Source organism: Lentzea sp. NPDC051838 (genome assembly GCF_040681245.1).
GTDB lineage: Bacteria > Actinomycetota > Actinomycetes > Mycobacteriales > Pseudonocardiaceae > Lentzea.
Window position 1 is genome coordinate 36,769 of sequence record NZ_JBFAYI010000032.1, and the last position, 26,132, is coordinate 62,900.

General features: G+C 66.5%; 20 protein-coding genes. 6 read left to right on the top strand and 14 right to left on the bottom strand.

Annotation, left to right across the window (positions count from 1 at the left end):
• Window positions 1-3: 3 nt before the first annotated feature.
• The 10 genes from AB0M24_RS39895 to AB0M24_RS39940 all read right to left on the bottom strand — a co-directional run bounded on the left by AB0M24_RS39895 (window position 4) and on the right by AB0M24_RS39940 (window position 20,035).
• Entirely contained in the window at window positions 4-849 is an 846-nt protein-coding gene (locus AB0M24_RS39895) for a carbohydrate ABC transporter permease (RefSeq protein WP_363778882.1), read from the bottom strand.
• Complete coding sequence (locus AB0M24_RS39900; RefSeq protein ID WP_363778884.1) at window positions 849-1,799, bottom strand: sugar ABC transporter permease; 951 nt, start codon at window positions 1,797-1,799, stop codon at window positions 849-851. Before AB0M24_RS39900 ends, AB0M24_RS39895 begins: the two co-directional genes overlap by 1 nt.
• Complete coding sequence (locus tag AB0M24_RS39905) at window positions 1,796-3,049, bottom strand: ABC transporter substrate-binding protein (RefSeq protein ID WP_363778886.1); 1,254 nt, start codon at window positions 3,047-3,049, stop codon at window positions 1,796-1,798. Before AB0M24_RS39905 ends, AB0M24_RS39900 begins: the two co-directional genes overlap by 4 nt.
• A gap of 169 nt (window positions 3,050-3,218) precedes the next feature.
• Window positions 3,219-3,779: a general stress protein gene (locus AB0M24_RS39910; protein WP_363778888.1), complete on the bottom strand. Its 561-nt coding sequence runs from the start codon at window positions 3,777-3,779 to the stop codon at window positions 3,219-3,221.
• A gap of 119 nt (window positions 3,780-3,898) precedes the next feature.
• Entirely contained in the window at window positions 3,899-4,153 is a 255-nt protein-coding gene (locus AB0M24_RS39915) for a hypothetical protein (protein WP_363778890.1), read from the bottom strand.
• Window positions 4,153-10,326, bottom strand: a complete 6,174-nt coding sequence (locus tag AB0M24_RS39920; RefSeq protein WP_363778892.1) for an RHS repeat-associated core domain-containing protein — start codon at window positions 10,324-10,326, stop codon at window positions 4,153-4,155. Before AB0M24_RS39920 ends, AB0M24_RS39915 begins: the two co-directional genes overlap by 1 nt.
• Before the next feature lie 20 nt (window positions 10,327-10,346).
• A complete protein-coding gene (locus tag AB0M24_RS39925) occupies window positions 10,347-17,102 on the bottom strand; it encodes a LamG-like jellyroll fold domain-containing protein (RefSeq protein WP_363778894.1) in 6,756 nt (2,251 codons plus the stop codon).
• 213 nt (window positions 17,103-17,315) lie between these two features.
• Entirely contained in the window at window positions 17,316-17,909 is a 594-nt protein-coding gene (locus AB0M24_RS39930) for a hypothetical protein (RefSeq protein WP_363778896.1), read from the bottom strand.
• A gap of 27 nt (window positions 17,910-17,936) precedes the next feature.
• Window positions 17,937-18,758: a hypothetical protein gene (locus tag AB0M24_RS39935; protein ID WP_363778898.1), complete on the bottom strand. Its 822-nt coding sequence runs from the start codon at window positions 18,756-18,758 to the stop codon at window positions 17,937-17,939.
• Window positions 18,759-18,838: 80 nt separating this feature from the next.
• On the bottom strand, window positions 18,839-20,035 hold the full coding sequence (locus tag AB0M24_RS39940; protein ID WP_363778900.1) for an acyl-CoA dehydrogenase family protein: 1,197 nt from the start codon (window positions 20,033-20,035) through the stop codon (window positions 18,839-18,841).
• 199 nt (window positions 20,036-20,234) lie between these two features.
• Between AB0M24_RS39940 and AB0M24_RS39945 the strand changes: the two genes are divergently transcribed.
• Window positions 20,235-20,618 (top strand): DUF4190 domain-containing protein, encoded by a 384-nt coding sequence (locus AB0M24_RS39945; protein ID WP_363778902.1) that lies wholly within the window; start codon window positions 20,235-20,237, stop codon window positions 20,616-20,618.
• Here AB0M24_RS39945 and AB0M24_RS39950 read toward each other — a convergent pair whose 3' ends face one another.
• Window positions 20,619-20,795, bottom strand: a complete 177-nt coding sequence (locus AB0M24_RS39950) for a hypothetical protein (protein ID WP_363778904.1) — start codon at window positions 20,793-20,795, stop codon at window positions 20,619-20,621. It lies immediately after the preceding gene.
• A 156-nt stretch (window positions 20,796-20,951) separates the two neighbouring features.
• Window positions 20,952-21,911 (bottom strand): CoA ester lyase, encoded by a 960-nt coding sequence (locus AB0M24_RS39955; protein WP_363778906.1) that lies wholly within the window; start codon window positions 21,909-21,911, stop codon window positions 20,952-20,954.
• A 110-nt stretch (window positions 21,912-22,021) separates the two neighbouring features.
• On the opposite strand from AB0M24_RS39955, the gene AB0M24_RS39960 reads away from it, so the two are divergent.
• From AB0M24_RS39960 to AB0M24_RS39980, 5 genes are read left to right on the top strand one after another with little or no spacing between them, the layout of a single operon-like run.
• Window positions 22,022-22,360 carry a hypothetical protein gene (locus tag AB0M24_RS39960; RefSeq protein WP_363778908.1) on the top strand — a complete coding sequence of 113 codons (339 nt, stop codon included), beginning with the start codon at window positions 22,022-22,024 and terminating at the stop codon, window positions 22,358-22,360.
• Entirely contained in the window at window positions 22,357-23,190 is an 834-nt protein-coding gene (locus AB0M24_RS39965) for an aminoglycoside phosphotransferase family protein (RefSeq protein WP_363778910.1), read from the top strand. The genes AB0M24_RS39960 and AB0M24_RS39965 overlap by 4 nt, the downstream gene beginning before the upstream one ends.
• A gap of 15 nt (window positions 23,191-23,205) precedes the next feature.
• Entirely contained in the window at window positions 23,206-24,459 is a 1,254-nt protein-coding gene (locus AB0M24_RS39970; RefSeq protein WP_363778912.1) for a CBS domain-containing protein, read from the top strand.
• Entirely contained in the window at window positions 24,452-24,937 is a 486-nt protein-coding gene (locus AB0M24_RS39975; protein ID WP_363778914.1) for a DUF1003 domain-containing protein, read from the top strand. The genes AB0M24_RS39970 and AB0M24_RS39975 overlap by 8 nt, the downstream gene beginning before the upstream one ends.
• On the top strand, window positions 24,934-25,179 hold the full coding sequence (locus tag AB0M24_RS39980; RefSeq protein WP_363778916.1) for a hypothetical protein: 246 nt from the start codon (window positions 24,934-24,936) through the stop codon (window positions 25,177-25,179). Before AB0M24_RS39975 ends, AB0M24_RS39980 begins: the two co-directional genes overlap by 4 nt.
• Here the strand turns inward: AB0M24_RS39980 and AB0M24_RS39985 are convergent.
• Together AB0M24_RS39985 and AB0M24_RS39990 are read right to left on the bottom strand one after the other, a co-directional pair.
• Complete coding sequence (locus AB0M24_RS39985; RefSeq protein WP_363778918.1) at window positions 25,169-25,567, bottom strand: NUDIX domain-containing protein; 399 nt, start codon at window positions 25,565-25,567, stop codon at window positions 25,169-25,171. The two genes, AB0M24_RS39980 and AB0M24_RS39985, sit on opposite strands and share 11 nt — an antisense overlap.
• Entirely contained in the window at window positions 25,564-26,031 is a 468-nt protein-coding gene (locus AB0M24_RS39990) for a MarR family transcriptional regulator (protein ID WP_045312718.1), read from the bottom strand. The genes AB0M24_RS39985 and AB0M24_RS39990 overlap by 4 nt, the downstream gene beginning before the upstream one ends.
• Between the last annotated feature and the right edge of the window lie 101 nt (window positions 26,032-26,132).

Here is a 26,132-nt window from a genome sequence, read left to right on the forward strand (position 1 = left end):
AGCTCACCCCTTGACGGCGCCGGAGGTCAGGCCCGCGACGATGCGGCGCTGGAAGAACAACACGAAGAGGATGATCGGGATGGTGATCACGACGGCGGCCGCCGCGATCGACCCGGCCGGGTCCTCGAACTGCGAGCTGCCGGTGAAGAACGACAGCGCGACCGGCACGGTCCGCGACGACTCGGTCGAGGTGAGCGAGATCGCGAACAGGAAGTCGTTCCAGCAGAAGATGAACACCAGGATCGCCGTCGTGAACACACCCGGCGCGGCCAGTGGCGCGATGACGCGACGGAACGCCTGCCCCGGCGTCGCACCGTCCATCTTCGCCGCCTTCTCGAGCTCCCAGGGGATCTCGCGGAAGAACGCCGACAGGGTGTAGATCGCGAGCGGCAGGGCGAACGTGATGTACGGCAGGATCAGGCCGGGCCACGTGTCGAACAGGCCGAGCGAGCGCTCGATCTCGAACAACGGTGACACCAGCGAGACCTGCGGGAACATCGCGATCAGCAGCGAGACGCCCACCAGCAGGTTCTTGCCGGGGAAGTCCAGCCGCGCGATGGCGTAGGCGGCCATCGTCCCGAACACCACGGCGATCGCGGTCGCGATGATCGCGATGCCGATGGAGTTGATCAGTGCTCGCGTGAACTCCGACGTCGAGAAGATGTTCTGGTAGTTCTCCAGACTCCACTCGCGAGGGATGAAGTTGCCGTCCGCCAACGTTTTCGACGACTTGAAGGACAGCGACACGATCCACAGCACCGGGAACAGCGCGTAGATCACGACGACCGCGTTGAGGACACCCCAGCCCCACTTCTTGCCGGTGGTGTCCGCTCCTCCGATGCCTGCCATCAGCGCTTCCCCCCGTCGTCGCTGCCGGGAGCAGCTGTTCCGAAGAGCTTGATGAACACGAACGCGATGATCGCGACCATGATGAAGATCAGCACGGACATCGTCGACCCGATACCGAGGTTCAAGCCCTTGATGAGGTTGTTGTAGGTCAGCATCGACACCGACGACGTGCCCTGCGAGCCCGCGGTGAGCACGAAGAGGTTGTCGAAGATGCGGAACGCGTCGAGCGTGCGGAACAGCAGTGCCACCAGGATCGCCGGCTTCATGATCGGCACGGTGATCTTGATGAACCGCTGCCACCCGCTCGCGCCGTCCATCGCGGCGGCCTTGAGCAGGTCGTCCGGCACCAGCGCCAGGCCCGCCATCAGCAGCAGGGCCATGAACGGCGTGGTCTTCCAGATCTCCGCGAGACCCACGACGAGCAGCGCCGGGATCTTCTCCGTGAGCACCGGGTCACCGCCGAGCGCCTCGGCGAGGTAGCCGGTCTTGGGCGTCCAGGCGAAGCGCCAGGAGAACGCGGCCACAACCGTGACGATGCCGTACGGGACCAACGTCGACGTGCGCACGATCCCGCGCCCGACCAGCGTGCGGTGCATGATCAGCGCGAGTGCCATGCCCAGCACCAGTTCGACCGCGACGGTGACGACGGTCAGCACGACCGTCACCCACACCGCGTTCCACCAGTACGGGCTGCTGAGCACGGTGACGTAGTTGTCGAACCAGATCCACTCGGTGCGGTCCGGGAACTTCAGGTCGAACCGCTGCATGGACAGCAGCAGCGAGTAGAGGATCGGCCAGCCCGTGACCGCGACCATGGTGATCGCGGCGGGCGCGCAGAGCAGCCAGCCCAGCCTGCGTTCGGCCCTCTTGCCCTCGCTCAGCACCGCTTTCTTCTTGGGGGCAACGGGTTCCGGCGCTGCCTCCGTCTTCTCAGCCGTCGCGTGGCTCACGGCAGCACCCCCTTGGAGTCGAGTGCGTCCTGAAGTTCCTTGCGGAGCCGGTCCGCCGTCGCCTGCGGGTCGATGCTCGCGGGCGGCGAGAGGATCGTGGAGATGACGGTCGACGCGTTCTGGTACGCGGGCGTGAGCGGTCGCACGCTCGCGTTCTTGAGCGTCTCCAGGATGTCGTCCTTCATCGGGTACGCCTCGGCCATCTCGGGCTCGTCGTAGACGGCCTCGATGGTCGGCGGCACACCGTCCTTGAGCGCGGCGAGCTTCTGGTTCTCCGCGCTGCGCAAGCACAACACGGCGTCGAACGACTCGTTCGGGTGCGTGGTGTAGTTGCTGACCGCGTAGTTGATCCCGCCGACGGTGACCTTCGCTTCGCTGCCACCGAGCGCGGGATACGGCGCCCACTTGAAGTTCTTCGCGAAGTCCGGCTTCTTCTGCGCCGCCGCGTAGACGTACGGCCAGTTGAGCTGGAACGCCGCGTTGCCGCCCTCCATCGCGAGGCGCGCGTTGTCCTCGGTCGCGTTGGAGAACGACGGGTCGATCGCCTTCGACGTGGCGAGCTTCTTCAGCGCTGCCAACGCTTCCACGGCCTTCGGATCAACGACGGCCTTGGTACCGGTCGAGTCGATGATCGTGCCGCCGTTGGAGTTGACCAGGGTGTTGTACAGCACGACGAGCCCTTCGTACTGCTTGCCCTGTCCCACGATCTGGCCGGGCTTCCCCTCCGCCACCAACGCCTCGGCCATCGAGATCATGTCGTCCCACGTCTTCGGCGGCTCCGGCACCAGATCCGAGCGGTACCAGAGCAGCTGGACGTTCGTGTTGTCCGGCGCTCCGTAGAGCTTGTTGTCGTAGGTCGCCGTCTTCAGCGGCGTCGCCAGCGTGCCGCTCTCCACCTGGGACTTGACGGACCCGGTGAACTCCTTGAGCCACCCGGCCTCCGCGAGCTCGGCCGTCCACGTGACGTCGAGCCCGAGCACGTCCATGCTGTCGTCTTCCGCGGCGAGTCTGCGCACCATCTGCTCGCGCTGACCGTCCGCCTCACGCGGCAGCTTGTTGTAAACGATGTTGTAGCGCCCGCCGGCCTTCGCGTTGCAGCTGTCGACGATGGCCTGGAAGTTCTCCTGCGGGTACTTGTAGACGTTGACGGTGATGCCTTGGTCGCCCGACCCGCACGCCGTGAGGGTTGACGCCGCGAGCAATGCGGACCCCAACCCGGCGGCGAGTCGATAGCGCCGTGTCGCACCCATCGGCCCTGCCTCCTTCCCGACTACACGGAGGAGCCAGACCCGCCTGCGCCCGGCACCTCGTCGTGCCACCGGCCGCACCGGGCGGACCGGTCAACCGAACCTAGGCCCGGTGATCAGGAGCCGCAACCAAAGGAAGCAACGATTCAGAACCAATGAACTTATTGGAACCTTAAGAGCCGGGGTTCACAGGCCGCATGGCGAGCTTCGCGAGCAGGTCACGCCCCTTTTCGGCCGACTTGGGGTCGCACAGCACGTCATACCTTCCCGCAACCAGCTGGGACGCGGACTGAAAGTCCCGCTTGCCCCGCGCCGACCCGTACCCCACCGCCGCGAACACGAGCCCGAAGAACACACCGGTGATCAGACCGGTGAGCACCGGTCCCACCGTCACGCCGGGTTCCGGGCTGAAGAGGGTGAGCAGCAGGCCGACGAACAGACCGAACCAGGCGCCGCTGGCCGCACCCGTCATGAGCACCCGGCTCCAGGTGAGCTTGCCGGTGATCCGCTCGACCAGCATCAGGTCGACGCCGACGATCATGACGTCCTGCACGGGGAAGTCCTCGACCGCGAGGTGGTCGACCGCACGCTGCGCTTCCTCGTACGTGGCGTACGAGCCGATCGGCCACCCCGTCGGCGGGGTGGGCAGGCGGGGCGGGACGCCTGGCCGGTTCGGGTTGGCGAACGGACTCGTCACAGGGACCACCTCTGTCGGACGCGCTGATCGTTCCATCCTGCCAGTGCCCGGTGCGGCGTGCTGAGACGCCTACGGGTGTTTTGCCGGAGTCATCGCTCAACCAACCAGGGGCCGACTGAGCACGCGCTCAACCGGCCCCTGCGAGGCGAAGTCAGCTAATCGCCGACCCCGCCGATGACCTCTGGCGCATAGGGTTCAGGGCGCGAGTCAAATCCATCCCAATAGACCCACAAGCGCCCACAGTTGCCGCATTTGAACATGGACCGGCACGCAAGATACACGGCCTCGGCCTCAACCAGCCCTTCAAAGTTATCGAAATCCGAATCAGACATGAACTTGAACTCCGCCGGATTCGGTATCTCACCGCTCACGCGGATGAGATATCCACAAATGCAGTTGAACTTGGCCACTACGGCAACACCACAATCTGACCCACTCGACCTCCAGTGCCGAAAACCCTGGCCTCAATGTTCGCTAGTTGGTCAGCAGTAACACTGGACCGAGAAAGATCAACAATTACGCCGCCACCGTGAACCTGACTCCCCTTCGAAGCGACTGCACTAACGATCCGGTCAGCATTGCCAGTCTTCGGGCTGTACACGTCCCACCGTACCCCGTTCACGAGGAGATCGCTCGTGTCACCGTCTTTACGCGTTCCTACGGGGTCCCTGAGAACGACATCGTTTCCACGAGCTGCCATCTCTTGCGCCCCCCGCAGCTCCGCAGCCGACGGTTTAGCGGCACTTACCCTGAGACTTCCAAGCCTCGGCCCCGCGATGACATTGGCGCAATTCTGATTGTGAACCAGAACAGGAGTTTCACCTGCGACGACGTAATACGTGTGGACGCTGTCCACGGTCAGGTTGTACGTCCGCATGTTGGCGATGTAGTGCCGGACGGCAACGAGTTCAGCACGACCGTTGCCCGGAGTGTTGAGGAGATCACCGGTTTCGAGTTCACCCGCATCCTCCCACTGCTTCGAAGCAGAGTTGTAGAACGGGTGATGAGCTGTTGTCCGAATTACCTTCGGCCCACCCGGGGTTGACACGGTGAGGTCGACGTACTCCTTGTCAGCATCTGTGACAATGACAGCCACGACCTCGTGCCGCTCCGTTGACGCAACCTCCGGCAGGCTGCTGGCAACCTCGTCACCGACCTCGACCTGGCCGATCGGTTTCATCGAGCCGTCGGCCATCAGTACCAACGTGTCGCCGGTGAAGCTGTTGGGTCGGCAGAAACTCGGCGCGGTTCTCGACGCCGCACCAGCACGAATTCGCATCGCGGTCGCACCGCCGAGGGCCATGTTGGCGAACTCGCCCGCGACGTCCTCCCACGTTGCCCCCTTGGAACAGGTCGTGAAGTTGTCGGCGCAGTAGTTCGCGGCAATTTCCTTCGCACCCGCGACGTCGTCCGGGTGCTCCACGAGATAGATCCACGCCTCCTGGCATGCCTGGCGCCCATAACAGGCGGCGTGGCCGTCGCCCATGTCTTGATGCCAGTAGTCGATGCCGTAGCTGTAGCCGACGGTGCGGGTCGAGAAGATGTCGATCAGCCGGTTCACATCGTTCGTCGCCGGTGAGTTCGCCTTCGTCCACCGCGTGTGCATGTCATCGCCCGGCGCGTCCCCACCGAGCATCAGCGGCGCCGGTGTCTGTTCGCTCTTCGTCCCGCCTGGCTGGCTGCTGCACGGGCCGTCCATCATGCAGCCCATCGCCAGCAGACCGGACGGATCGCTGAACGTGACAGGCGAGTTGTTGCTGTACGCGTACCCGTTCCACTGCTGCGGATCTCCGGTGGCCAGAATCGGGTCAACAGAGATGAACCGTCCGATCACCGGGTCGTACTGACGTGCGCCGAGCTGGGTCAGACCCGTGGAGGCATCGTTCGTGCCGCCGACGAATCCACGCTCCCCAGGGAACGAGGCGACGCCACCGCGAGGTGCTCCGAACGGAAGCTGACGGCGGCGCTCCACCGCCATGGAGTCCCGGTTGACAGCGATCTGTGCCGTGCCTTGGTGGTCGTTGGCCAACCAAGTGATCTTGGTTGCGCCCTCGCGCATCGCCACAACGTGTCCACCGTGGGTGTAGTAGCGCGTGACGCTGGGCTTGGTCGCTCCCTTGGCGAGCCGGATCTCCTGGCCGGCCAAGTACAACGTGGTGCCGTCCGGGTCACGACGCAACAACCGGGAGCCATTGGTTCCGTAGACGAACTTCGTCTCCTTGGTGCCTTCGGCGACCTTGGACACGCGTCCTTCTACGTCCCAATCAAGCGTCTGCGCGGCGCCCGCAAGGTTGCGCGTTTTGGTGTTGCCGGCTGCGTCGTAGGTGAAGCGGTCGAGGCGGCTGCCGCCGGGACCGGTCGACGTCACGGACTCAAGCTCGTGCGCCCGCGCGTAGTTGTAGGTGCGGGTGGTGTCGCCGCCCGTCGCATGCTGGACCTCGGTCTTCCGATTGCCGACAGCGTCGTACTCGAACGATTGCCAGTAAGGCGCCGGTCCGCCGAGCGCGGCAGTCGACGGATCGGTCGAACACTCCGTTGATGGCGTCCAGGCCTGGGTGAGCCGCTGCAGGTGGTCATAGCGGAAGCATTGCCGGTCCACTCCAAGGACAGTGTTGTCAGTGACCGACAAGGCGTTGCCCGCATCGTCGTAGCCATAATTGACGTCCGCCTGCTTGGGCGACGGAACCTCGGCGTCGACGATGTACCGGTTCATCCGGCGGGTGTTGTCGTCGTAGTAGTACGACAGCCACGTGCGCTTGCCGGTCACACCAAGTTCCACTCGGTATTGTTCGCCGTACCGCGTGTACGCCGTGCTGTTGACCAGCATGTCCGAGGTCGTACCGCTCAGGCCTGCCACGGTTTGTGACGGCCGCCCCAGGTCGTCGTACTGGTGCAGCACGGTTTCGGACGGCAGGTCAGCAGCGGGGATGGCACCGAACACCTCGCCTTGCAGGCTGCCGTCCGGGTTGTACTGGAACGTGGACTTGTACACGCCCTTCAGCGGTCCCTCGGCATCCGGGATCACCACTTCGCCGAGCAGTGGCCTGTCTAGTGGGTCGTAGGCGAGCACTCGCGAGATGTAGGCGTTTCCGTCGACGTACCTGGTCGACGAGGCCGGCAGACCCAAGCCGTAGTCCGCCGTGTCGTAGGTGAACTCCTGAAGCAGCGTTGCGCCTGACTTCACTGAGATCTTGCGGTTCAACTTGTCGTAGCCGTAAGCGAGCTTGCCGCTGTTCGGGTCGGTGATCGACTCGACACGGTCGAGAGCGTCGTAGGTCGTCGTCGAGACGCCCTTGTCGACGTCTTCCGCACGGATCTGACGGCCACGGAGGTCGTACTGCCACTTCCACGTGTTGCCAGCGGCGTCGGTCGTGGACGCGAGCTGGCCCGCGGCCGTATAGGAGTAGCGAGCCACGTCGTGATCGCCGCTCGCCGTTGCTCCCTTGTACTGCCACAGCTCAGTTTTCTGGCCGCGCGCATCGGTGATCGTGGTCGTGGGGGTGGCGCCACGCGGAGGCGTGACGTCCACGCGGTCACCGCCGTACGCGGTGGTGGTGCGCCACTTCTCCTGCCCACCGACCTGGTAGATCGAGTTCTGGACTCGGCCGGCCCCGTCGTATTCCGTGCGGGTCAAGCCCGGGACGTCGGTTTCCGAGAAGACCAGCCGGTTCGTGTCCACCGGCTTGTCGTTGAAGAACGGCTGGGTCACGCGGTTGGGACGCCCCTGGGAGTCGTACCTCGTGTCCACGACCAAGCGACCACCATCGGTGGGCGACTGAGTCTGCAGAGGCCGGTAGAGACCGTCGAACGTCGAGGTGCTGGTCAGGTAGTTGCCCTTGGCGCTGACCGTGGTCTTCTTGATCGAGCTCGGGGCGTCGCGCTGGACGGAGTAGGCGAACGACTGCGACGGCTGGTCGGGCCAATCCGCGCGCGTGCGGTCCGGCAACCACACCCTGGTTGCCCTGCCAAGTGCGTCGAACTCCGCCTCGTGCACGTTCTCGTTGGCGTCGACCTGCTTGGTTTCCTTGCCCCACGCGGGTTCGATCGTCGTCGTGACCGTGTGGCCGAGCGCGTCGGTGTGGACCACGCTCGTTGTCGGGCCGCCAGTCGACGGGACGTAGTCCGTCTTCGTCGCGTTGCCGAGCGCATTGGTCACGACGAGACCGCGGCCGTAGACGTCGTAAGTGTTGGTGACCTTGGTCTTCCAGACCGGCCCAGAGGCCGGGCGATCAGAGATCTCCTCGACCTTGGTGATGTTGCCGGCGTTGTCGTAGGTGTTGCGGACGCCGCCCAGTGCCTGAGCCGGGAACGACGCCGCAGTACCGCAGGCGACCGCGACGGTTTCCGACTCGAGCGGGTAGGCGAAGCGCCACCGCGGCTCGTCCTGCAAGTAAGAGGTCGTGGTGCAGCGGTCGTCGTCGGCGGTGGCGAGGTCGCCGAGATCCTTCGACTCGGTCGCCTGGCCGTGGCCGTCGTACTTGCTTTCGGTGCGGGTTTTGCGCCAGCCGCCGGAACGCAGGGCGGTGTAGGAGGTCGAGGACTCCTGGGCGGTCCAGTAGGCCTTGTAGTCGCCGCGGGTTGCGGTGGGGCCCGACCAGGTCGGGGTGGAGATGGTCTTGGAGAGGACGGTGTCGCTGGTGCCGTCGTGTTGCTGCGACTCGTAGCGGAAGCCGCTCAGCCAGTCCGAGTCCTCGCGCGTGCCGTTCTCCGTGTCGGTCACGTTGGCCGTGCGGGTGCCGCCGCCGGGGAGCTTGTCGCCGTGCATGCCGCGGTAGAAGCGTTCCTCGGACATGGTGACCGGGCCGGACAGGTCGTTGTCGCGGCCGTTGAGGACGCGGACCCGGCCGTAGCCGCGGAACTCGTTGTAGGTTCGCTTGTCGTCCTTGGTGAACTCGGACTGGTCGCGACGCCAGGCCGCGCCGTCGAGGTACTGGTAGCGCACAAGCTGTTCGGTGCTCGCCGCGTAACGGTCGGAGGTCGTGATGGACTCCACCACGTACTTGTGGAAGTAGTCCTCGCGCTCGGCGCCGTTCAGCGGCGTCCACTTGGAGGGGTAGCAGCGCTTGTCGTTCGACTCCGGGTTGGCGGGCATCGAGGTGCCCGGCACGCAGTCGGGATTCGCGTACTTCACCGTCGTGACGCCACCGGACTCGGAGACGACACCGGTGACGCGGTAGCGGTTCAGCGGGCCGATGCCGGTCGGGGCGTCGACGCGGTTGGGCATCTTGGTGCCCTCGAAGGTCACGTCGGGCAGCGGGAGCTCGCCGCCGACCAGGCCGGTGTGCGTGATGGAACGCAGCCACAGCGCGGCCTGGTAGACGTCGTCGGTCTTCGGGAACTCGTGCTGCAACGTCCAGCGGTCGACGTTCTGGTAGCCGTTGCCCTTGCGGACCTGAGTGGTGATGGTCGACAGGCGCTTGGTCGACCAGAAGGTCGGGACGTTCTTGTCGTGGCAGGTGGCGGCGTCGCAGTTGTCCGCGACGGCGGCGTCCGGCCAATTCTCCTTGATGCTGTAGTCGGAGCAGTTGGCGTCCTTGACGCAACGGTTCTCCAGGCCGAACTCGACGCGGCCCGACGCGGGCGCGTTCACGTCGTCGCGCAGGCCGTACTCGACGGACTTCAGCGTGCCGGCACGAACGTAGGAAGCGGCTGCGTCCTCACGGTTCTTGCCGTACTTGTTGGTCTCGGTCTCGTAGTTGTAGAGGACCACGTTGCCGCGCGGGTCGACGACCTTGTCCAGCATCCAGCGCCACGCGCGGTCGCACGACGACGCGGCGAAAGTGCTTTCGTGGCAGGGATCTTTGTCGTCGTCACCGAAGACCGGAACCGTCCACGTCGACTTCGCACCGGTCCTGGTGCCGAAGAAGTACTGGGTGCCGTCGACCGTGGTGATCTTCCACGACTCGTTGAACTTGTCGCCGTTGCCCGGCGTGGAGGTCCGCTCGATGCGCGACCGGTCGTCCGCCTTGAGCCGCCACGCGCCGGTGGCGTCGTCCTTGATCAGCATGCCGCCGCGGCCGCCGAACGACGCCGTCGCGTTGTCGCTGCGCCAGCACAGGTCGCCGGTCTTCGGCGGCGTCGTGCCGCCTTCGGTGTCGCTGGAGCAACCGCCGTAGGCCCGCTCGACGTAGCCCGCCGAGAGGTCCCAGCCCTCACCGACCCACGACGGCTGGTTGTTCGTCACCGACGTCAGACCGTCCACAGCGGACGATCGGTAGGAGAGGGCCAGCGACGGGCTGAACCCACCCGGCGCCGGCGGCACCCGCAGCGGGTACGACCAGGAGAAGTCACCGCTCTGCCGGGAAACCTCCCACGAGGAGGACGCCGAGAACGGGGTGGCGGCGAACGAACCGCCACCCTGCTGGGTACCGCCCGCGGGCTGGTTTCCCTTCAACGCCCGTGTCGTCGCCTCGTCCTGGCCGCGAGAGCCGAGCGATCCGTTCGACACAGCGACGGACTTCACGTCCGGCGCGTTCACCGACGGGCTGCCGGCCGCGATCGCGGCCTGGTCGACGCTGACGGTCACCATCGTCAACGCGAGGCAGACCGTCATCCCTCTGATGAGGGCGCGTTTGAGCTTCATGGTTTCGTCTCCCCCAGAGATCAGAACGTCGCGACGGTGGTAGGCAGGTCCATCGGGATGTAGCCCAGTGACTGCTCGACCTGATTGCCCTCGCAGTTGCCGGTCGAGTCGAAGCGGTTACCGGCACCAGAGTCGGCCCGGCAGCGGAAGAGCTGCTTGGAAGGCATGCCTGCCGGCGGCGAGGTCCAGATGTAGCCCACGCCACCGATGTTCTGCTTGCCGTCACACCCGCCGTCGAGCGAGCTGTAGGTGTCCGAGCCGTCCCTGCACTGCCACAGCACGACGGTGCCGGGCTGCTGGGTCAACGACACGACGCCGAGGACGCCCTCGTAGCGGTAGCCCGGCAGCACACCGTGTGTCGTGCTCCAGTGGTCCCACGGGTATGCCGTGCTCAGGTACCGCACGAGCGGTGCGTAGGCCCGCAGGTAGCCGAGCCTCTTCACCTTGGTCTGCCCCTCGCAGTCACTCGACGTGGCCGTGAACCGGTCGGCGTCGACGACGCAGAGGTTGAGCTCGACGGTCTGGATGTTCGTCGGTTTGATCGCGTAGACCGCACCGCTCTCCCCGATCACCGTCGCGCCCTCGCAGTCCGCCGCGGTCGAGTTGAAGTAGTCGTTGCCCGACTTGCACGAGTACAACCGCTGGGTGTTCGACTCGCTCAGCGACGGCGGCTGACCCATCACGCCTTCGTAGCGGTAGTTGGGCAGCGCGGGGACGTCGGTGAGACCGGTGTAGTGCTCACCATTGCCGTTGATGGTGTTGTATCGGCCGAGCAAGCCGCCGGCAGGCATCGGCCGGGACGACCGTTCCAGCAGCTTGGCTTCCGGCACCATGCCCTGTTCGAGCCGCACCTCGTCGATCAGTCCGGCGAAGTTGTCCGCGTCCTTGCCCTGCCACTGGGCGCGGCCGACCGCGAACTTGCCGTCGGCAGGCCACAACCTGCCCGACGTCGTGCCGGCGAGCTTGCCGTCGACGTACAACCGCAACTGCCCGGCACCGTGGTCGTACACACCGGCGAGGTGCGTCCAGCGCCACGGCACGGCGGGGTCGGCGGACTGCGCCTTCACGAGCGGCGCCTTGTCGGAGTCCTGAACGGGTGCCGCGAAGACCCACCGCTTGGACTCCGGCCGGTACTGCAGGACAAAGGCGCTGACGTTGGTGGCGTCCTGACTGAGCACCGTGAACGGCTTGTCGTCGCGTTCCACCCGCGCCCACGCCTGGACGGTGAAGCTGTCCCGGGTGTCGATGCCGAACCACTGCGCCGCCGCCGCACCGCTGCCGTCCGACTTGTACGCGGTGCCGATCACGCCTGGCACGAACGAGGAGCCACCCGTCATCGTCAGGGTGTTGTTGCGCCACGTGCTGTCCTTGCCGTTGCTCTCGTCGAACTTGAAAAGCCCGAAGTCGTTCAGCACCACGTCGTCGTGGACCTTGTTGACCTCGCCGTCCGTGAGCGCGCGGCTGAACACGCGGACGTCGTCGATGCCGCGGTAGTACCAGCTTCCCTTGACGCCGTTCCACTTGTTGCGGCCGATGGTGAACGGGCCGGTGGCCTTGAACCCGATCGCGCCAACCTTCACCGCGGACAGCACTCCGTTGACGTACAGGCGGAGCTGGTTCTGCCTGGAGTCGGTGGGGTGGACGTAGTACGACGCCGCGACGTGCGTCCACCGGTCCGTCTTCGCGGGCTCGGAGGAGACCAGCACCGTGGCGGCTGACCCGTCCGCGTCCTGCTCCGGCTGGACGATCGCCCACCTGCCGGAATCACCGTTGTAGGACAACACGAACGCGCTGTTGCGCGCACCGTCCTGCGCCACGATTCCGCGGTTGCCGGTAATGCCGTCCTGGGCGTACGTCCACGCCGACACCGTGAAGCTCTTCGACGTGTCCTCGATGACCGGGCCGGTTGTCTCACCGGCGCCGCTCGCCCCGTCGAGCCACGCGGCGACACCAGTGCGACCGCCGATCCACCCGGACCCGGTGCTGAAGGTGACGGTGTTGTTCCGGCCGCTGATGTCCGCCGCGGTGGTACCCGTGCCCTCGTTGAGCTTCCAGTACCCCACGTCCGCGACCGGAAGAGCGGGAACCGGCTGGTCGGCGACGGGGTAGGACTTGTACAGCTTGAACACGCCGTCGAGGTCCAGTGCACCGGTGTACATCCGGACGTCGTCGACCGAACCCGTCCACCACTGTGCGTCCCCGCCCAGCTTCGCCCGGCCGATCGTGATGCCGTGCTTCGCCTCCCACGCGCTATTGAGCGCGCCTTCGCCCATCCGGTTGCCGTTCACGTACAACAGGAGTCGCTTGGCGGACCTGTCGTAGACGCCGACCAGGTGCACCCACGTGTTGTAGTCAGCGAGCTCAGCGGACACCGCGGCCTTGGTGATCGTGGTGGCGGGAGTGTCGTCCTCCGGCATCTCGAAGTACCAGTTGCCGAGATTCTGCCTGTCCTTGATGAACCCGAGCCGGAACTTGCTGTTGTTCTCACCGTCCTGGCTCACCGCAACCTGCCTGCAGGTCGACGAACAACCGGCTGGCAGCTTGACCCACGCCGACACCGTGAAGTTCTGGTCGGTGCGGGGTTTGGCGTCCGTGGTCACCGCACCGTTGCCCGTGAAGCTCACTGCGTTGCCGAGCTTGCCCGGTGCATAGGTGGCGTTCTGCAGCGTGCCCGCCTGGCCGCCCACCGAGTCGCCGGCGGTCGTGCCGGTGGCCTCGTCGAACTGCCACTTGTGCACGAGGTTGAGGTCGCGGCCCGCCTTGTCGCGGATCTCGTTCGCGAACAACGCCCGGTTGTAGACCTCGACGTCGTCGATCGCGCCGGGAAAGAGGTCGACGTCGGCACCGTTCCAGAACGCGCGACCGATGCGGAACCAGCCGTCCGGGCGGTCCCAGGCATCCGGACGGATCGCGGTCGCTGCCTCGACTCCGTTGACGTACAACGTCATCCGGTCGGTCTTGTCGTTGTACGTGCCCACGAGGTGAGTCCAGACACCGATCTGCGCCACCGCGCCGACCGCCCTGGACGCCTCGCCGCCACCGTTCTGCTGGTCCTTGCCGAACATCGCGAACGCCCAGTGGCCATCGCTCGTCGCCTGCAGCTGGAACGCGCTCACGGTGTTGCCGTCCTGGGACAGCACTGCCGGGTAGCGGTCGGTGACGGTCTTGTCCAGCTTGGCCCAAGCACTCACCGAGAAGCTGCTCGACGTGTTCACGGCGTGAGGTGCGTAGAGCGAGGCGCCGGGAACCCCGGTCAGGCGGACACCGAGGTCCTTGGGGTCGGAGGTGTTGCTCTGGCCGCTCACCCAGTCGACCGGGTTGCCGATCGTCGCGTTCGCGTTGTAGCCGGACGTGTCGGTGCCGTCACCGTCCAACCGGTACTGGCGAACCGGGTAGGCGTCCAGCTGGACGATCTCCTGGATCTCGTCGACCGCCAGGACCCTGCTGTGCACGCGCACGTCGTCGAGGTCGCCCTTGAAGAACGCGCCCTGCTGGTCGGTGCCCAGCACGAACGGGCCCGCCGAGTCCCAGAACGGCTTGGTGGCGACGGCACTCACCGCGGCCTCGCGACCGTTCAGGTACAGGGTCGCCTTCTTGGTGCCCGCGTCGAAGACGGCGGCCACGTGCGTCGGGGTGTTCGCGACAGCGGTGTTCGGCCCGCTCTGCGCGAGCACGTTCCAGCCCGGCTTGCCGTCACCTTCCGACATCCCGAACTGCCAGCGCCCGTCCCGTTGCTGCAGCACGAATCCGCTCGACGTCGGGCCGTTCTGCGACAGCACGGTCATGGGCTGGTTGATGTTGTCCAGCCGCACGGACGCGGAGACGGAGAAGCTCTTGTCCGTGCGGACGATCGAGCCCTCGGTCTTGGCCTGACCGGTGCCGTCGAAACGGAGCGCGTTGTTCTTCGGCTGCGGCCGCTGCTCGAAGTACGAGACACCGCCAGACAGTTGCGCCGGAGCCCCGCTGGTCACGGCGTTGCGCGCGACGGTGCCCTGGCCTTCCTCGAAGCGCCAATGTCCTACTTGGACGTTGTCGCGGCGGACCTCGCCGATCACCTCGGCGTCAGTCAGCGCGCGGTCGTACATCCGAACCTCGTCGATGCCCCCACGCCAGAAGGTGTGCATCTCGCTGCCGTTCTTCGCCTGGCCGATCTGCAGGTCGCCCGCCGCGTTCCACGGTGTCGGGCTCGACTCCGCGATGCCCTGCAGTTCGCCGTTGACGTACAGCTTCACCTGCCGGCTGTCCGCGTCGTACACACCCGTGAGGTGGGTCCACGCGCCTGGGGTGGGTTCTTCCTTCGACCTCACGAAGACCACCCCGATGTCCGTGGTGGAGTCCTTGTGGGGCATCAAGAACACCCAACGCCGGTTGTGACCCTCGTACCGGAGGAAGAACCCGGCAGTGGCGTTGCCGTCCTGCGAGACCGCGGACCTCCCGATGTCGTCGACCTGGTCCAGCTTGACCCAGGCGGACACGGAGAAGCTCGTGTCGGTGCGCACCGAACTGGGAGCAGTGGCGTGGGCGCCGGAGCCGTCCAGGTTCAGCGCGGAACCGACCGCACCCGTGATGTAGCTCGTGTTGCCGTACGTGGCTCCGTTGCGGTCGCCGAGGTACGCGCTGTCGTTGACGTTGCCGTCCAACGAGTACTGCGCAATCGCACCGCTGCCTGCGCGGACATAGATGTGGTAGGTGCGAGTCGGGCCGTAGTTGCCCGCCTTGTCCACGGAACGCACGAAGAGGTCACGAGGGCCATCTCCGGGCGGAGTCAGCGTGGCCGTGGCCGAGCCGCCGAGCCCGTTCGCCGTGACGGACTTCGAGGGATCGCTCCAGTCGCCGTCGACCCAGCTGTACGCGAAGCGGTCGACGTCGGCGTCCTTCGCGGTGAAGGTGAACTTGCCCGGCACCGACGTACCGCCGTGCCAGCGGTTGTCCTCCGGGTACACGGCGCTGACGACGTCCGGCTGGTTGGCCGGCCTCGTGTGGTCGATGCGGAACACCTTGGGGCCTCTGACGTAGCCCGACTCCCACTGGTCGTCTGTGGCCTTGACGTACCAGTCCATCTCCCAGCCGTCCGCGACCTTGTCCAGCGGCACGTCCAGCGTGGTGGTCGACCCGGACTCGCGCGGGCTGCCCGTGAAGACGCGCTTGTTCTGCCCTGGGTGCTCGGGGTCCGTGTCGTAGACGTCCCAGATGGGCCTGACCTGGTCACCGTCCGAATCGGACACGGTCGCCTTCAGGCGGATGGAGGAACCGCCGTACCACGCCATGCCACCGCAGTTCGCGCACGCCTGCGGGTCGGGCTCGGTCGCGGGGTCCTTCGGGGTGTTCGCCTGGCCGTTGTAGTAGATGACCAGCTTCGTCGCGCCGGGGCTGAACTTCCGCCAGGCGTCCTGGTCGCCCTCGTTGCCCGCGCGGATCGAGAAGGTCGAGTTGCCCTTCTTGTCGATCTGGTTGGGGAAGTTGGGACTGTTGAAAGACAGGAACTGGTGCCCGGAGCAGTTCTTCCAGACAGACGGGATGCCGGCTGACGTGATCGAGCCCCAGTCGGCGGGCTGGTTGTTCCAGTTCGTGTTCCCGTCCACGTCCCACTTGGACTGGTACAGGTGGTGGGTGTGGTTCGACGCGTAGCAGGAGGCCGAGTGGACCACCTCGACGTCGAGCCTGGCGGAGGAGATGCTCTTGCCGTCGAGGAAGGCGGTGTTGTACTGGAAGTAGGTCCTGGTCGTCAGATTCCACCCGTAGGCGCGGCCGGATCTGGCGGTGGGGTTGGTCTGGATCCACCAGGCGTTGGGGTCCTCGGCCTCAGTGTCCTTGCCGTTCCAGTGCGTGCCGTTGCGCATGGCGTTGGTGCCGTCGTCGTAAACGGTCGTCCAGCCGTCGTTGTTGCCGACGTGGGGTCCCGGGTCGATGAACACCGGGTAGACCGTCGCGGGGTCGTCGAGCATCTTCTGCTGCGGCACCAGGGTGAGGGAGTCGGCGGCGATCTCCACCCCGACCACCTCCCTGTCGGTGCGCGGCGCCTCGGTGTACTCGCGCTTCTTCGAGTCCCACATCAGCGACGAGGGCACCTCAAAGACCTTCGTGCCGGCGGCGTCCACCATCGTGAACGAGCTGCCCTCGCCCGGCTTCAGCTCCAGCCCGTCGGTCTTCACGCCGAGCTTGATGTTCTTGACGTGCTTCGCGGCCTCTCGGGTCTTCACCACGAAGAGCTGCTCGTAGCCGTCGTTCTTCGCGGTCATCCGCAGGTCGACGCCCGGCAGGATCTCGGCGTACTTCGCGGTCGAGCCCTCGATCGAGGGAGCGGGCAGCCTGCCCGGCCAGGTGAGCGTGAAGGACTTGCCGTTCTTGCTCAACCGCACGAGCGGCTCGGCCTCGCCACCGCCGGAGAACGTCAGCCCGACCTCGGTTGCCTTGGGCTCGACGCGCTCCTTTCCCGCTGTGAGCGCGGTGTCGATCGGCATCCACTTGCCGTCCCGCTGAACCCGCTGCGCCAGCGTGGAAAGGTTCGCCTTGAGCTGGCCGTTCGGCTGCGCGAACACCTCGCGCGTCGAGGTCCGCATGCTGACGGCCTCGACCTCGGTGCCCTGCTTGCGGGCCGCCTGCAGGGCGGTGGCCGTGTCCGGGGCCTCGGTGATCGGTGCGGCGACCGGCTTCTCAGGGACGCTCACGGTGACGACCACCGCGGTCGCCGCCAGTGCCAGGGCCAGAACTGCGGCAGCGGCGATGTTTCTGGGCGTGCGCAGGCGTGACAGCCTCGCCGCCCCATGGCGGTTCAACAAGTGGATCCCCCAGGTCGCGCGCATGTCCCCCGACAACACGCGGACTTAACAACGTCAGCGGGAATCCTGACAAACAGAACGCCGGCTACACATAGGCCAGACGAGTGACGATCGCCGCGTGTGACCGAGATGTGAGCTTGGACATTTCGGACCAATAGTGGCCATTTGCCCTCGGGGGTCCAGTTCGGATCGAACCTCTGTTCGAGGCTCTCAGGCGGGGAACGCCAGCTCGAAGCGGTGCGCGAAGGCTCGGTACGAGCGCGCGTAGACGTCCGTCTTGTCCGCCACCCGCTCGCGTTCCTTCTTCAGCACCTCGCCGGCCGCGCCCGCGTTGCCGTTGAGCACGTGGATGATCGACAGCTTGCGCGCCCGTTCGAAGTCCAGCAACGACTCGGGCTTCGCGACCAGTTCGCGTGAGAGCGCGTCCCACTTCGCGTGTTTGTCGATGTACGGCTTGCCGTGCTTGAGGAACGCCCCGACGAGCGCCTGCGCTACGGGCGCGTGGTCGCCTCCGGGCTCGAAAGTCCAGTGCCACACCGGTTTCTCGCCCATCAGGTGGCCTAGCGGCGTGGAGATGAGCGGGGTGGTCGCCGTGACGCCGAGAGCGCGGCACACCTCGTCGTAGCGCCTGAAGCAGACACCTACGAGCGGGGTGAGTTCCAGTCCTACCACGCCGAAACCCAGCCATCCCGAGACGCCGTCGCCTCGGTCCTTCCGCCAGACGTGGCCTCGGCGGACGAAGCCCGTTGGGCGCAGGGCGGTGTCCACGGCTACGAGCACGTCGGTTTTGGGCGATGGCCTCACGCACGACAGGGTCCCACCGATGATCGGTCAGTGCAGCACGGGCGCCAGGAACTTCGCCAGCTCCTCCACCGCCTCCTGGGGCACGTCGTCGAGGTGCTCGGTGAGCTGCAGCAGCAGGCGACCGCCGCCCAGGTCGGTCACCGAGCTGCAGGGTGCGGAGGCACAGACCTGTTGCACACCACCCAAAGCGGCGACTTGACGCGGGCCGAGCAACGTGGCCCAGTGCGGGCCGCGGGACAGTTCCGCTGCCATGAAAAGAGATTCGTCCAGACCCACGCCGACGGACACCTCGTGTGCGGTTCGGACGCCTACGCGGTCCAACGTGATCCAACCGCCCGAGGCGCGGACCAGCGAGGCGCCCGTGCGGAACATCGAGAGCCAATCCTGTTGCACGGCATGGGAAATCCAGCCGCCGAACAACGCGCGGGCCGCGGTGACGACCACCTGGTGCGGGAAGGCCGGGTCGTCCTTCAGGAGGATTTCCGCGCACCAGCCGTCGTCGACGAGAGGCATGCCCTGGTAGTCGAGCTGGACGAGCTGCACGCGCAGGAAGGAGGGCAGGTCCGAAAGTGCGGCCTGCCACGAAGAAAGAGTGAACTCACCCGAAGAGAGCAGCAGGCGCGCGTAACCCGGTGGGCCCCAAGGCGTTGTATCGGACGGCACGTAGTCGCGGGCCACCGACACGAGCTCCTCGATCGACGCCGGGCACAGGGGCGCGAGGAGGTCGTCGAACAGGCGGCCGAACCAGGTGGCCAGCGCGGGGCGGTCGACGCCGGTGAACGTGTCCAGCTCCAGGCGGACGACGTGCGGCGGCGACACAGGTCTCGGAAGCGTCAGATCTGTGCTCAAAGTGAGCGAACCCTATGGCTCCCAGGCAGAAAACGTTAGGGGCCACTCTCGTGAAAGAGTGACCCCTAACGGAGGAATGCTCAGCCGCGGGACTGGTAGTCGCGCAGCAGGCCGCGGGAGATGATCGTCTTCTGGATCTCCGAGGTGCCCTCGCCGATCAGCAGGAACGGGGCCTCGCGCATCAGGCGCTCGATCTCGTACTCCTTGGAGTAGCCGTAGCCGCCGTGGATGCGGAACGACTCCTGCGTGACCTCGGCGCAGTACTCGGACGCGATGAGCTTGGCCATGCCGGCCTCGACGTCGTTGCGCTGGCCCGAGTCCTTCAGGCGCGCGGCGTTCACCATCATCAGGTGCGCGGCCTCGACCTTGGTCGCCATCTCGGCGAGCTTGAAGGCGATGGCCTGGTGCTCGGCGATGGCCTTGCCGAACGTCCTGCGCTGCTGGGAGTACTCGATCGCGAGCTCGAAGGCGCGGATCGCGATGCCGCACGCGCGGGCGGCCACGTTGACGCGGCCGACCTCGACGCCGTCCATCATGTGGCGGAAGCCCTGGCCGGAGACACCGCCGAGGATCTGGTCAGCGGCGATCTCGAAGCCGTCGAACACCATCTCGGTGGTGTCGACGCCCTTGTAGCCCATCTTGTCGATCTTGCCGGGGATCGTGAGGCCAGGCAGCACCTCGCCGTAGCCCTCGGGCTTCTCCACCAGGAACGTCGTGAGGTTCTGGTGCGCCTTCTCGGCACCCTCGTCGGTCTTCACGAGCACGGCGGTCAGGTTCGACGTGCCACCGTTCGTCAGCCACATCTTCTGGCCGTTGATGGTGTAGCCGGAATCCGACTTAGCTGCCCGCGTGCGAATCGCCGCCACGTCCGAACCGAGCTCCGGCTCCGACATCGAGAACGAGCCGCGCACCTCGCCCGCGGCCATCCGCGGCAGGTACTTCTGCTTCTGCTCGGGCGTGCCGTGCTGCTTGAGCATGTGCGCCACGATGAAGTGGGTGTTGATGACGCCGGAGACGCTCATCCAGCCGCGCGCGATCTGCTCGACGACGAGCGCGTAGGTCAGCAGGGACTCGCCGAGGCCGCCGTACTCCTCCGGGATCGTCAGGCCGAAGAGACCCATCTCCTTCATGCCCTCGACGATGTCGGCGGGGTACGTGTCGCCGTGCTCCAGCGTCTGGGCGTGCGGAATGATCTCCTTGTCCACGAACGTGCGAACGGTCGCGAGGATTTCTTCCTGGATGTCCGTGAGACCCGCGGTCTGGGCGAGGCGCGCCATCGCACTTCCCTTCCAAGGCTTGGTTACCGGCGAGTATGGACCGGTTAACGCCCGTTTGCGACCGGGGTGTGCTCTCCGCAACACACTCGCGCCACCTGTACCGAGACAGCATGCCCAACAGGGGGAATCGCGCACCCACACGCAACGAACTGGCGGGCGAACCCTAGGATCGCCGCTCAGCGAAGCGAGGGGGATCCCGATGACTTACGACCCGTACAACCAGAACCCGAAGGGCGACCCCTACGGGCAGCAGCCTTATGGCCAGCCCCAGTACGGTCAGCCGCAGTACGGCCAGCAGCCCTACGGCCCGCAGTACGGGTACGGATATCCGCCCAAGCCCCTCGACACCCAGACCGCGATGATCGCGATGATCTCCTCGATCGCGGGCATCCTGTGCTGCGTCGGCTGGATCGTCGGCATCGTGATGGGGCACGTCGCCCTGGGGAAGATCAAGCGGGGCGAGGCGACCGGCAAGGGGATGGCGATCGCCGCGTTGTGCATCGGCTACGGCTTCATCGTGCTCTTGGTGCTGCTCTACTCGCTGGGCATCGGCGCGGCGATCTTGGAGAACGCCAGGCGCTGATCAGCCCGCGAGGGCGATCTCCAGGTCTCCACCGCAGTGGCGGCAGACGTCGGCGAACACGTGGACGTCGGCATCGCATCCCGGGCAGCTGCGGAAGCTGCGCTCGAGCAGGTCGTCCTCGCGGCGCTTGAAGAGCCGCAACCGTCTGCTCGCCTTACCGTTACTCGAACGTGACATGCCCACGAGCATGCACCCCACCCCGGGGCGCACCGCAAACTTCGGTGACGGATTGTGCGCCACTTCACCCGTTTTGAACGCAACCTGTGACGGTCGAACACGTCCAGTAATAGTTGGGGTGAAGTGGCGCACAATCAGTAACGGCTTTGAACCGGCTCAGTCCTCCGGCGGCGTCCAGACGTTCGAGCGCGACATGCCCGCGGCACGCCCCTTGCCGGAGATCACCAGAGCCATCTTCCGCGACGCCTCGTCGATCATCTCGTCGCCGAGCATCACCGCGCCGCGCTTACCGCCGGCCTCGGACGTGTAGTACTCGTACGCGTCGAGGATGTTCTCGGCGTGGTCGTAGTCGTCCTGCTTGGGGCTGAAGACCTCGTTGGCCGCGTCGATCTGGCCGGGGTGCAGCACCCACTTGCCGTCGAAGCCCAGCGCCGCGGAACGACCGGCGACGCGCTTGTAGCCGTCGACGTCGCGAATCTGCAGGTAGGGGCCGTCGATGGCCTGCTTGTCGTGGGCCCGCGCGGCCATCAGGATCCGCATCAGGATGTAGTGGTAGGCGTCGCCGACGTCGTAGCCGGGCGGCTGCTCACCGACGACCAGGGACTTCATGTTGATCGACGCCATGAAGTCCGCCGGGCCGAAGATGATCGTCTCGACGCGCGGGGACGCGGTGGCGATCGCGTTGACGTTGTTCAGGCCCAGGGCGTTCTCGATCTGCGCCTCGATGCCGATCTTGCCGACCTCGTAGCCCATCGTCTTCTCGATCTGCGTGATCAGGAAGTCCAAAGCAACGATCTGCTCGGGCGTCTGCACCTTCGGCAGCATGATGCAGTCGAGGTTCGCGCCGGCGCCCTCGACGACCTCGGTGACGTCGCGGTAGGTCCACTCCGTCGTCCAGTCGTTCACGCGAACGACGCGGGCCTTGTTGCCCCAACCGCCCTCGTTGAGGGACGCGACGATCGTCTTGCGGGCGTCCGGCTTGGCCAGCGGGGCGCAGGCGTCCTCCAGGTCCAGGAACACCTGGTCCGCCGGCAGCGTGCGCGCCTTGTCGATCATCTTCTGGCTCGAACCCGGAACCGCCAGACACGAGCGACGGGGACGCTGCTGGTCGACCACTGGAGTACCTCCTCGTACCGGCCGGTAACTATGTGCGCCACAGTGGCACGCATCATCTCCGGGCGCATATTCGCTGAGTCCCGTTTCACAAACCCTGGCAGGCTGAACCGGTGGAGATCACTCGAATCCTGGACGCGGCGCTGCGAAAGGCAGCCGCCGTGTGGATCACCTCACCGGGCCACGAACCGCGTCTCGTGCACGCGCACTGGCGTGACGACGCGCTGTGGGTCATCACGGGAGGCTCCGAACAGCAGGTGCCGGGCCTGAGCGAAGGAGCGCAGGTCACCGTCACCGTGCGCTCCCCCAGCACGCACTCGCACCTCATCGACGCTCCTGCCGTGGCAAGGCTGACAGAGCCTGACGAGGAGACGACGCAGGCGCTCAAGACCGCCCGGCTCAACACGAAGCCGGAGTGGGAAGCGGTGTACCGGCTGGAGTTCAGCGCATGATCACCGTCCCGGAGGGCTTCGGCGAAGGTCTCGGCGACGGTGCCGAGCAGTGGGTGGCGACGCTGCCGAGACTGGCGACGAAAGCCTGCGCGCGGTGGCAGCTCACCCCCGACGGCGCGCTGATGAACGGGTTCTGCGCGGTCGTGCTGCCGGTGCGCCAGGCCGACGGACACCCGGCCGTGCTCAAGCTGACCTGGGTCGACGTGGAGACCGAGCACGAACCGCTCGCCCTCGAGCTCTACGACGGCAACGGCGCGGTGCGGCTGCTGGACCACGACGCCGAGCTGGGCGCGTTGCTGCTCGAACGCCTCGACCCGCATTCGCTCGACGACGAACCGATCGACCTCGCGGTCGGGGTGATCGGCGAGCTGCTGCGCCGCCATCGTCATCTCCAGGCACCGGACGGGATCCGCCGGTTCGCGAGCGAGCTCGAAGACCACCCCGCGGTGCCGCGCAAGCTGATCGACGCCGCTCGGGAGATCGCCACCAGGCCGATGGGCACGACCCTCGTCAACGAGGACCTGCACTACGAGAACGTGCTGCGCGGCGACCGCGAACCGTGGCTGATGATCGATCCGAAGCCGCTGTCCGGTGATCGCGAGTTCGGCGTGCTTCCGTTGCTGCGGAACAGGTTCGACGAGATGGACGGACGAAAGGGACTCGCCGACCGATTTCTCGCGATCTGCGACGCCGGCGAGCTCGACCCGGCCGCGGCGAGGGACTGGACGCTGCACCGCGCGGTGACGAACTGGATCTGGTGCCTGGAAGAGGACGACGAAGAAGAGGCCGTGATCTGCGCCGAGATCGCCGGGTGGGCGGCCAGAACCTGATCTAGCCTGGGTGTTGTGGTGGCTGTGAACCGGGTTTACATCGCTCAGCTGGCCGGACTTCCCGTCTTCGGCCCCGACGGCGAACCGATCGGCAAGGCCCGCGACGTCGTGATCAGTCTCCGGATCGACCGTCAGCCGCCGCGCGTGCTGGGCATGGTCGTGGAGCTGGTGACCCGCCGCCGGATCTTCGTGCCGATGCTGCGGCTCACCTCGGTCGAGCCGAACGCCGTGACGCTCGCGACCGGATCCGTGAACCTGCGGCCGTTCCACCAGCGCGTCAACGAGGTGCTGGTGATCGGCGAGCTGCTCGACGCCAAGGTCCAGCTCGACGACGGCGGCACGGCGGTGGTGGTCGACGCCGCGATGGAGCTGACCCGCACCCGCGACTGGCGGATGGTGCGCGTCGCCGCCCGCCAGCGCACCGGCCGGTTCGGTTTCAAGGGCCCGACCCAGGTGTTCCGGTGGGAGGACGTCGGCGGCCTGAGCGTCAACGAGCTCGCGGGCCAGCCGCAGGGCGCACAACAGCTCGTCGCGGTCTTCGAGGGCATGCGCGCGGCGGACGTGGCTCACGCGCTGCACGAGCTGCCGCCCAAACGCCGTCACGAGGTCGCGGACGCGTTGGACGACGAACGACTGGCCGACGTGATCGAGGAACTGTCCGAAGAGGACCAGAAGGACATCCTGTCGCACCTGGACGAGGAACGCGCCGCGGACATCCTGGAGGCGATGAACCCGGACGACGCGGCCGACCTGCTGGGCGAGCTGTCCGAGGGCACCAAGGATCGCCTGCTGGAGCTGATGGAACCCGAGGAGTCCGAACCGGTCCGGCGCCTGCTGGAGTACTCGTTCGACACCGCCGGCGGCCTGATGACCCCGGAGCCGATCATCCTCACGCCGGACGCGACGATCGCGGAAGCGTTGGCACGAGTGCGAAATCCCGACCTCACGCCGGCGCTGGCGTCGATGGTGTTCGTGTGCCGCTCGCCCTCCGCGACCCCGACCGGCCGATATCTGGGGTGCGTGCACATCCAACGGCTGCTGCGCGAACCACCGTCCGATCTGGTCGCGGGCGTGCTCGACACCTCCTTGGTGCGGCTGCCCCCGTCGGCTTCACTGAGCGACGTGACCCGCTACTTCGCCACCTACAACCTGGTGTGCGCCCCGGTCACCGACGAGGCCGAGCACCTGCTCGGCGCGGTGACCGTCGACGACGTGCTGGACCACCTGCTGCCGGACAACTGGCGCGAGACGGGACTGAGCCATGCCTGAACTGCTGCCGCGGCGCAGACTCGACCAGCCGCGCGAGCCGCGTGGCTTCCGCTTCTCGATCGACCCGGACTCGTTCGGTCAGTTCTCCGAACGGCTCGCGCGGTTCCTCGGGACCGGGAAGTTCCTGTTCTGGCAGACGCTGATCGTCATCGCGTGGATCGTGCTGAACCTTTTTGCTGTGACCCTGCAGTGGGACCCGTATCCGTTCATCCTGCTGAACCTGGCGTTCTCGACGCAGGCTGCTTACGCGGCGCCGCTGATCCTGTTGGCGCAGAACCGGCAGGACGACCGGGATCGGGTTTCGCTGGAGGAGGACCGGACGCGGGCGGCGCAGACCAAGGCGGACACCGAGTACCTGGCGCGCGAGCTGGCGGCGGTGCGGCTCGCGATCGGTGAGGTGGCGACGCGCGACTTCATCCGGACCGAGCTGGAGAAGCTGGTGAAGGAACAGGGCAACCGCAAGAAGGTGCGACCGTGACGAAGGACGTGCCGGCCAGGGAGGCCGAACTGCGAGCGATGTGCAGGCGCGCCCTCTCCGGTGAGCTGTCGCCCAAAGAGCTGACCAGATGGGTGCGCGACACCTATCGGTACGGGCCGATCGTGCTCGCGCAGGCGTTCACCGACTTCGACAAGGCTTACAGCTCACTCGACTACATCGGCCTGACCGAACAGGACGTGGACGAGATGGTGCTGGACGAAGTGCGCCGCATCACGTCCTGATCTGTCCACTCGCGACCAGGTCTGCCAGGACCTCGTGGATCGCGGGCGCTGTCTCGGCGTGCTCGCGGTACTCGTCCCGCGTCACGTACGTCAGCTCGGCGATCTCACTCGTCGGCTGCGGCGTGCCGTTGAGTACGGCGGTGAAGCACGTCATGTCGACCATCGCGCCTTCGCCCTCGCCGTACGCGGGTGCGACGTAGCGCTTGAGCACCGTCGGGTTCTCCACCGAGATCCCGAGCTCCTCCCGCACCTCCCGGCGCAGCGCGTCAGCCGGGGACTCGCCGGCCTCGATCTTGCCGCCCGGCAGGTAGAAGGCCTTCTTGTTGCGTGAGCGCACAACGAGGAGGCGGCCAGCCTCGACGTGCACAAGGCCCACCACGGTGATCACGGATAAAGGTCGTCCGCTGCGAGTCGATCACACGTGCGGCCGAACGCCTCGAGCTCACCAGGCCCGAAGCTCTCCCCGAAGTGCTCGGCGACTCCCGCCAGGTGGGTGGCGGACGCGCTGCGAAGGCGTTCGGCACCGAGCGGTGTGAGCACGGCCACGATGCCGCGTCCATCACCGTCGGCGCGTTCACGCCCGACGAGGCCAGCGCGTTCCAGACGGTCCACCAGGCGGGTCACGCCTGAACGGGACAGCAGGACGGCATCGGCGAGTTCGGTCATGCGCATGCGCATGGAAGGCGTCTCGGCCAGTTGAACCAGCACGTCGTACGCCGCGAGCGAAAGGCGCTGCTCAGCAATCAGTTCGGCCTCGAGGACCCTCGTGATCCGTGCATGCGCGCGGAGGAACGATCGCCACACCCCTAGCTCGACACGGGTGGGCAACCGGGAACTACCCGATTCCGGCACGGACGTCGATGTTACGGACAGCTCCGGCCCCGCTACGACCTGGGCCTGTGCTCTCAAGTGACCGGCCGGTAGGACGCGGACGAACCGGACGTAGCATGGCT

Excerpts from the sequence above, each read along its gene's own strand:
- AB0M24_RS39905 (WP_363778886.1), bottom strand. The coding sequence starts at position 3,049 with ATGGGTGCGACACGGCGCTATCGACTCGCCGCCGGGTTGGGGTCCGCA.
- AB0M24_RS39895 (WP_363778882.1), bottom strand. The coding sequence starts at position 849 with ATGGCAGGCATCGGAGGAGCGGACACCACCGGCAAGAAGTGGGGCTGG.
- AB0M24_RS39950 (WP_363778904.1), bottom strand. The coding sequence starts at position 20,795 with ATGTCACGTTCGAGTAACGGTAAGGCGAGCAGACGGTTGCGGCTCTTC.
- AB0M24_RS39940 (WP_363778900.1), bottom strand. The coding sequence starts at position 20,035 with ATGGCGCGCCTCGCCCAGACCGCGGGTCTCACGGACATCCAGGAAGAA.
- AB0M24_RS39975 (WP_363778914.1), top strand. The coding sequence starts at position 24,452 with ATGCCTGAACTGCTGCCGCGGCGCAGACTCGACCAGCCGCGCGAGCCG.
- AB0M24_RS39910 (WP_363778888.1), bottom strand. The coding sequence starts at position 3,779 with ATGGAACGATCAGCGCGTCCGACAGAGGTGGTCCCTGTGACGAGTCCG.
- AB0M24_RS39945 (WP_363778902.1), top strand. The coding sequence starts at position 20,235 with ATGACTTACGACCCGTACAACCAGAACCCGAAGGGCGACCCCTACGGG.
- AB0M24_RS39965 (WP_363778910.1), top strand. The coding sequence starts at position 22,357 with ATGATCACCGTCCCGGAGGGCTTCGGCGAAGGTCTCGGCGACGGTGCC.
- AB0M24_RS39920 (WP_363778892.1), bottom strand. The coding sequence starts at position 10,326 with ATGAAGCTCAAACGCGCCCTCATCAGAGGGATGACGGTCTGCCTCGCG.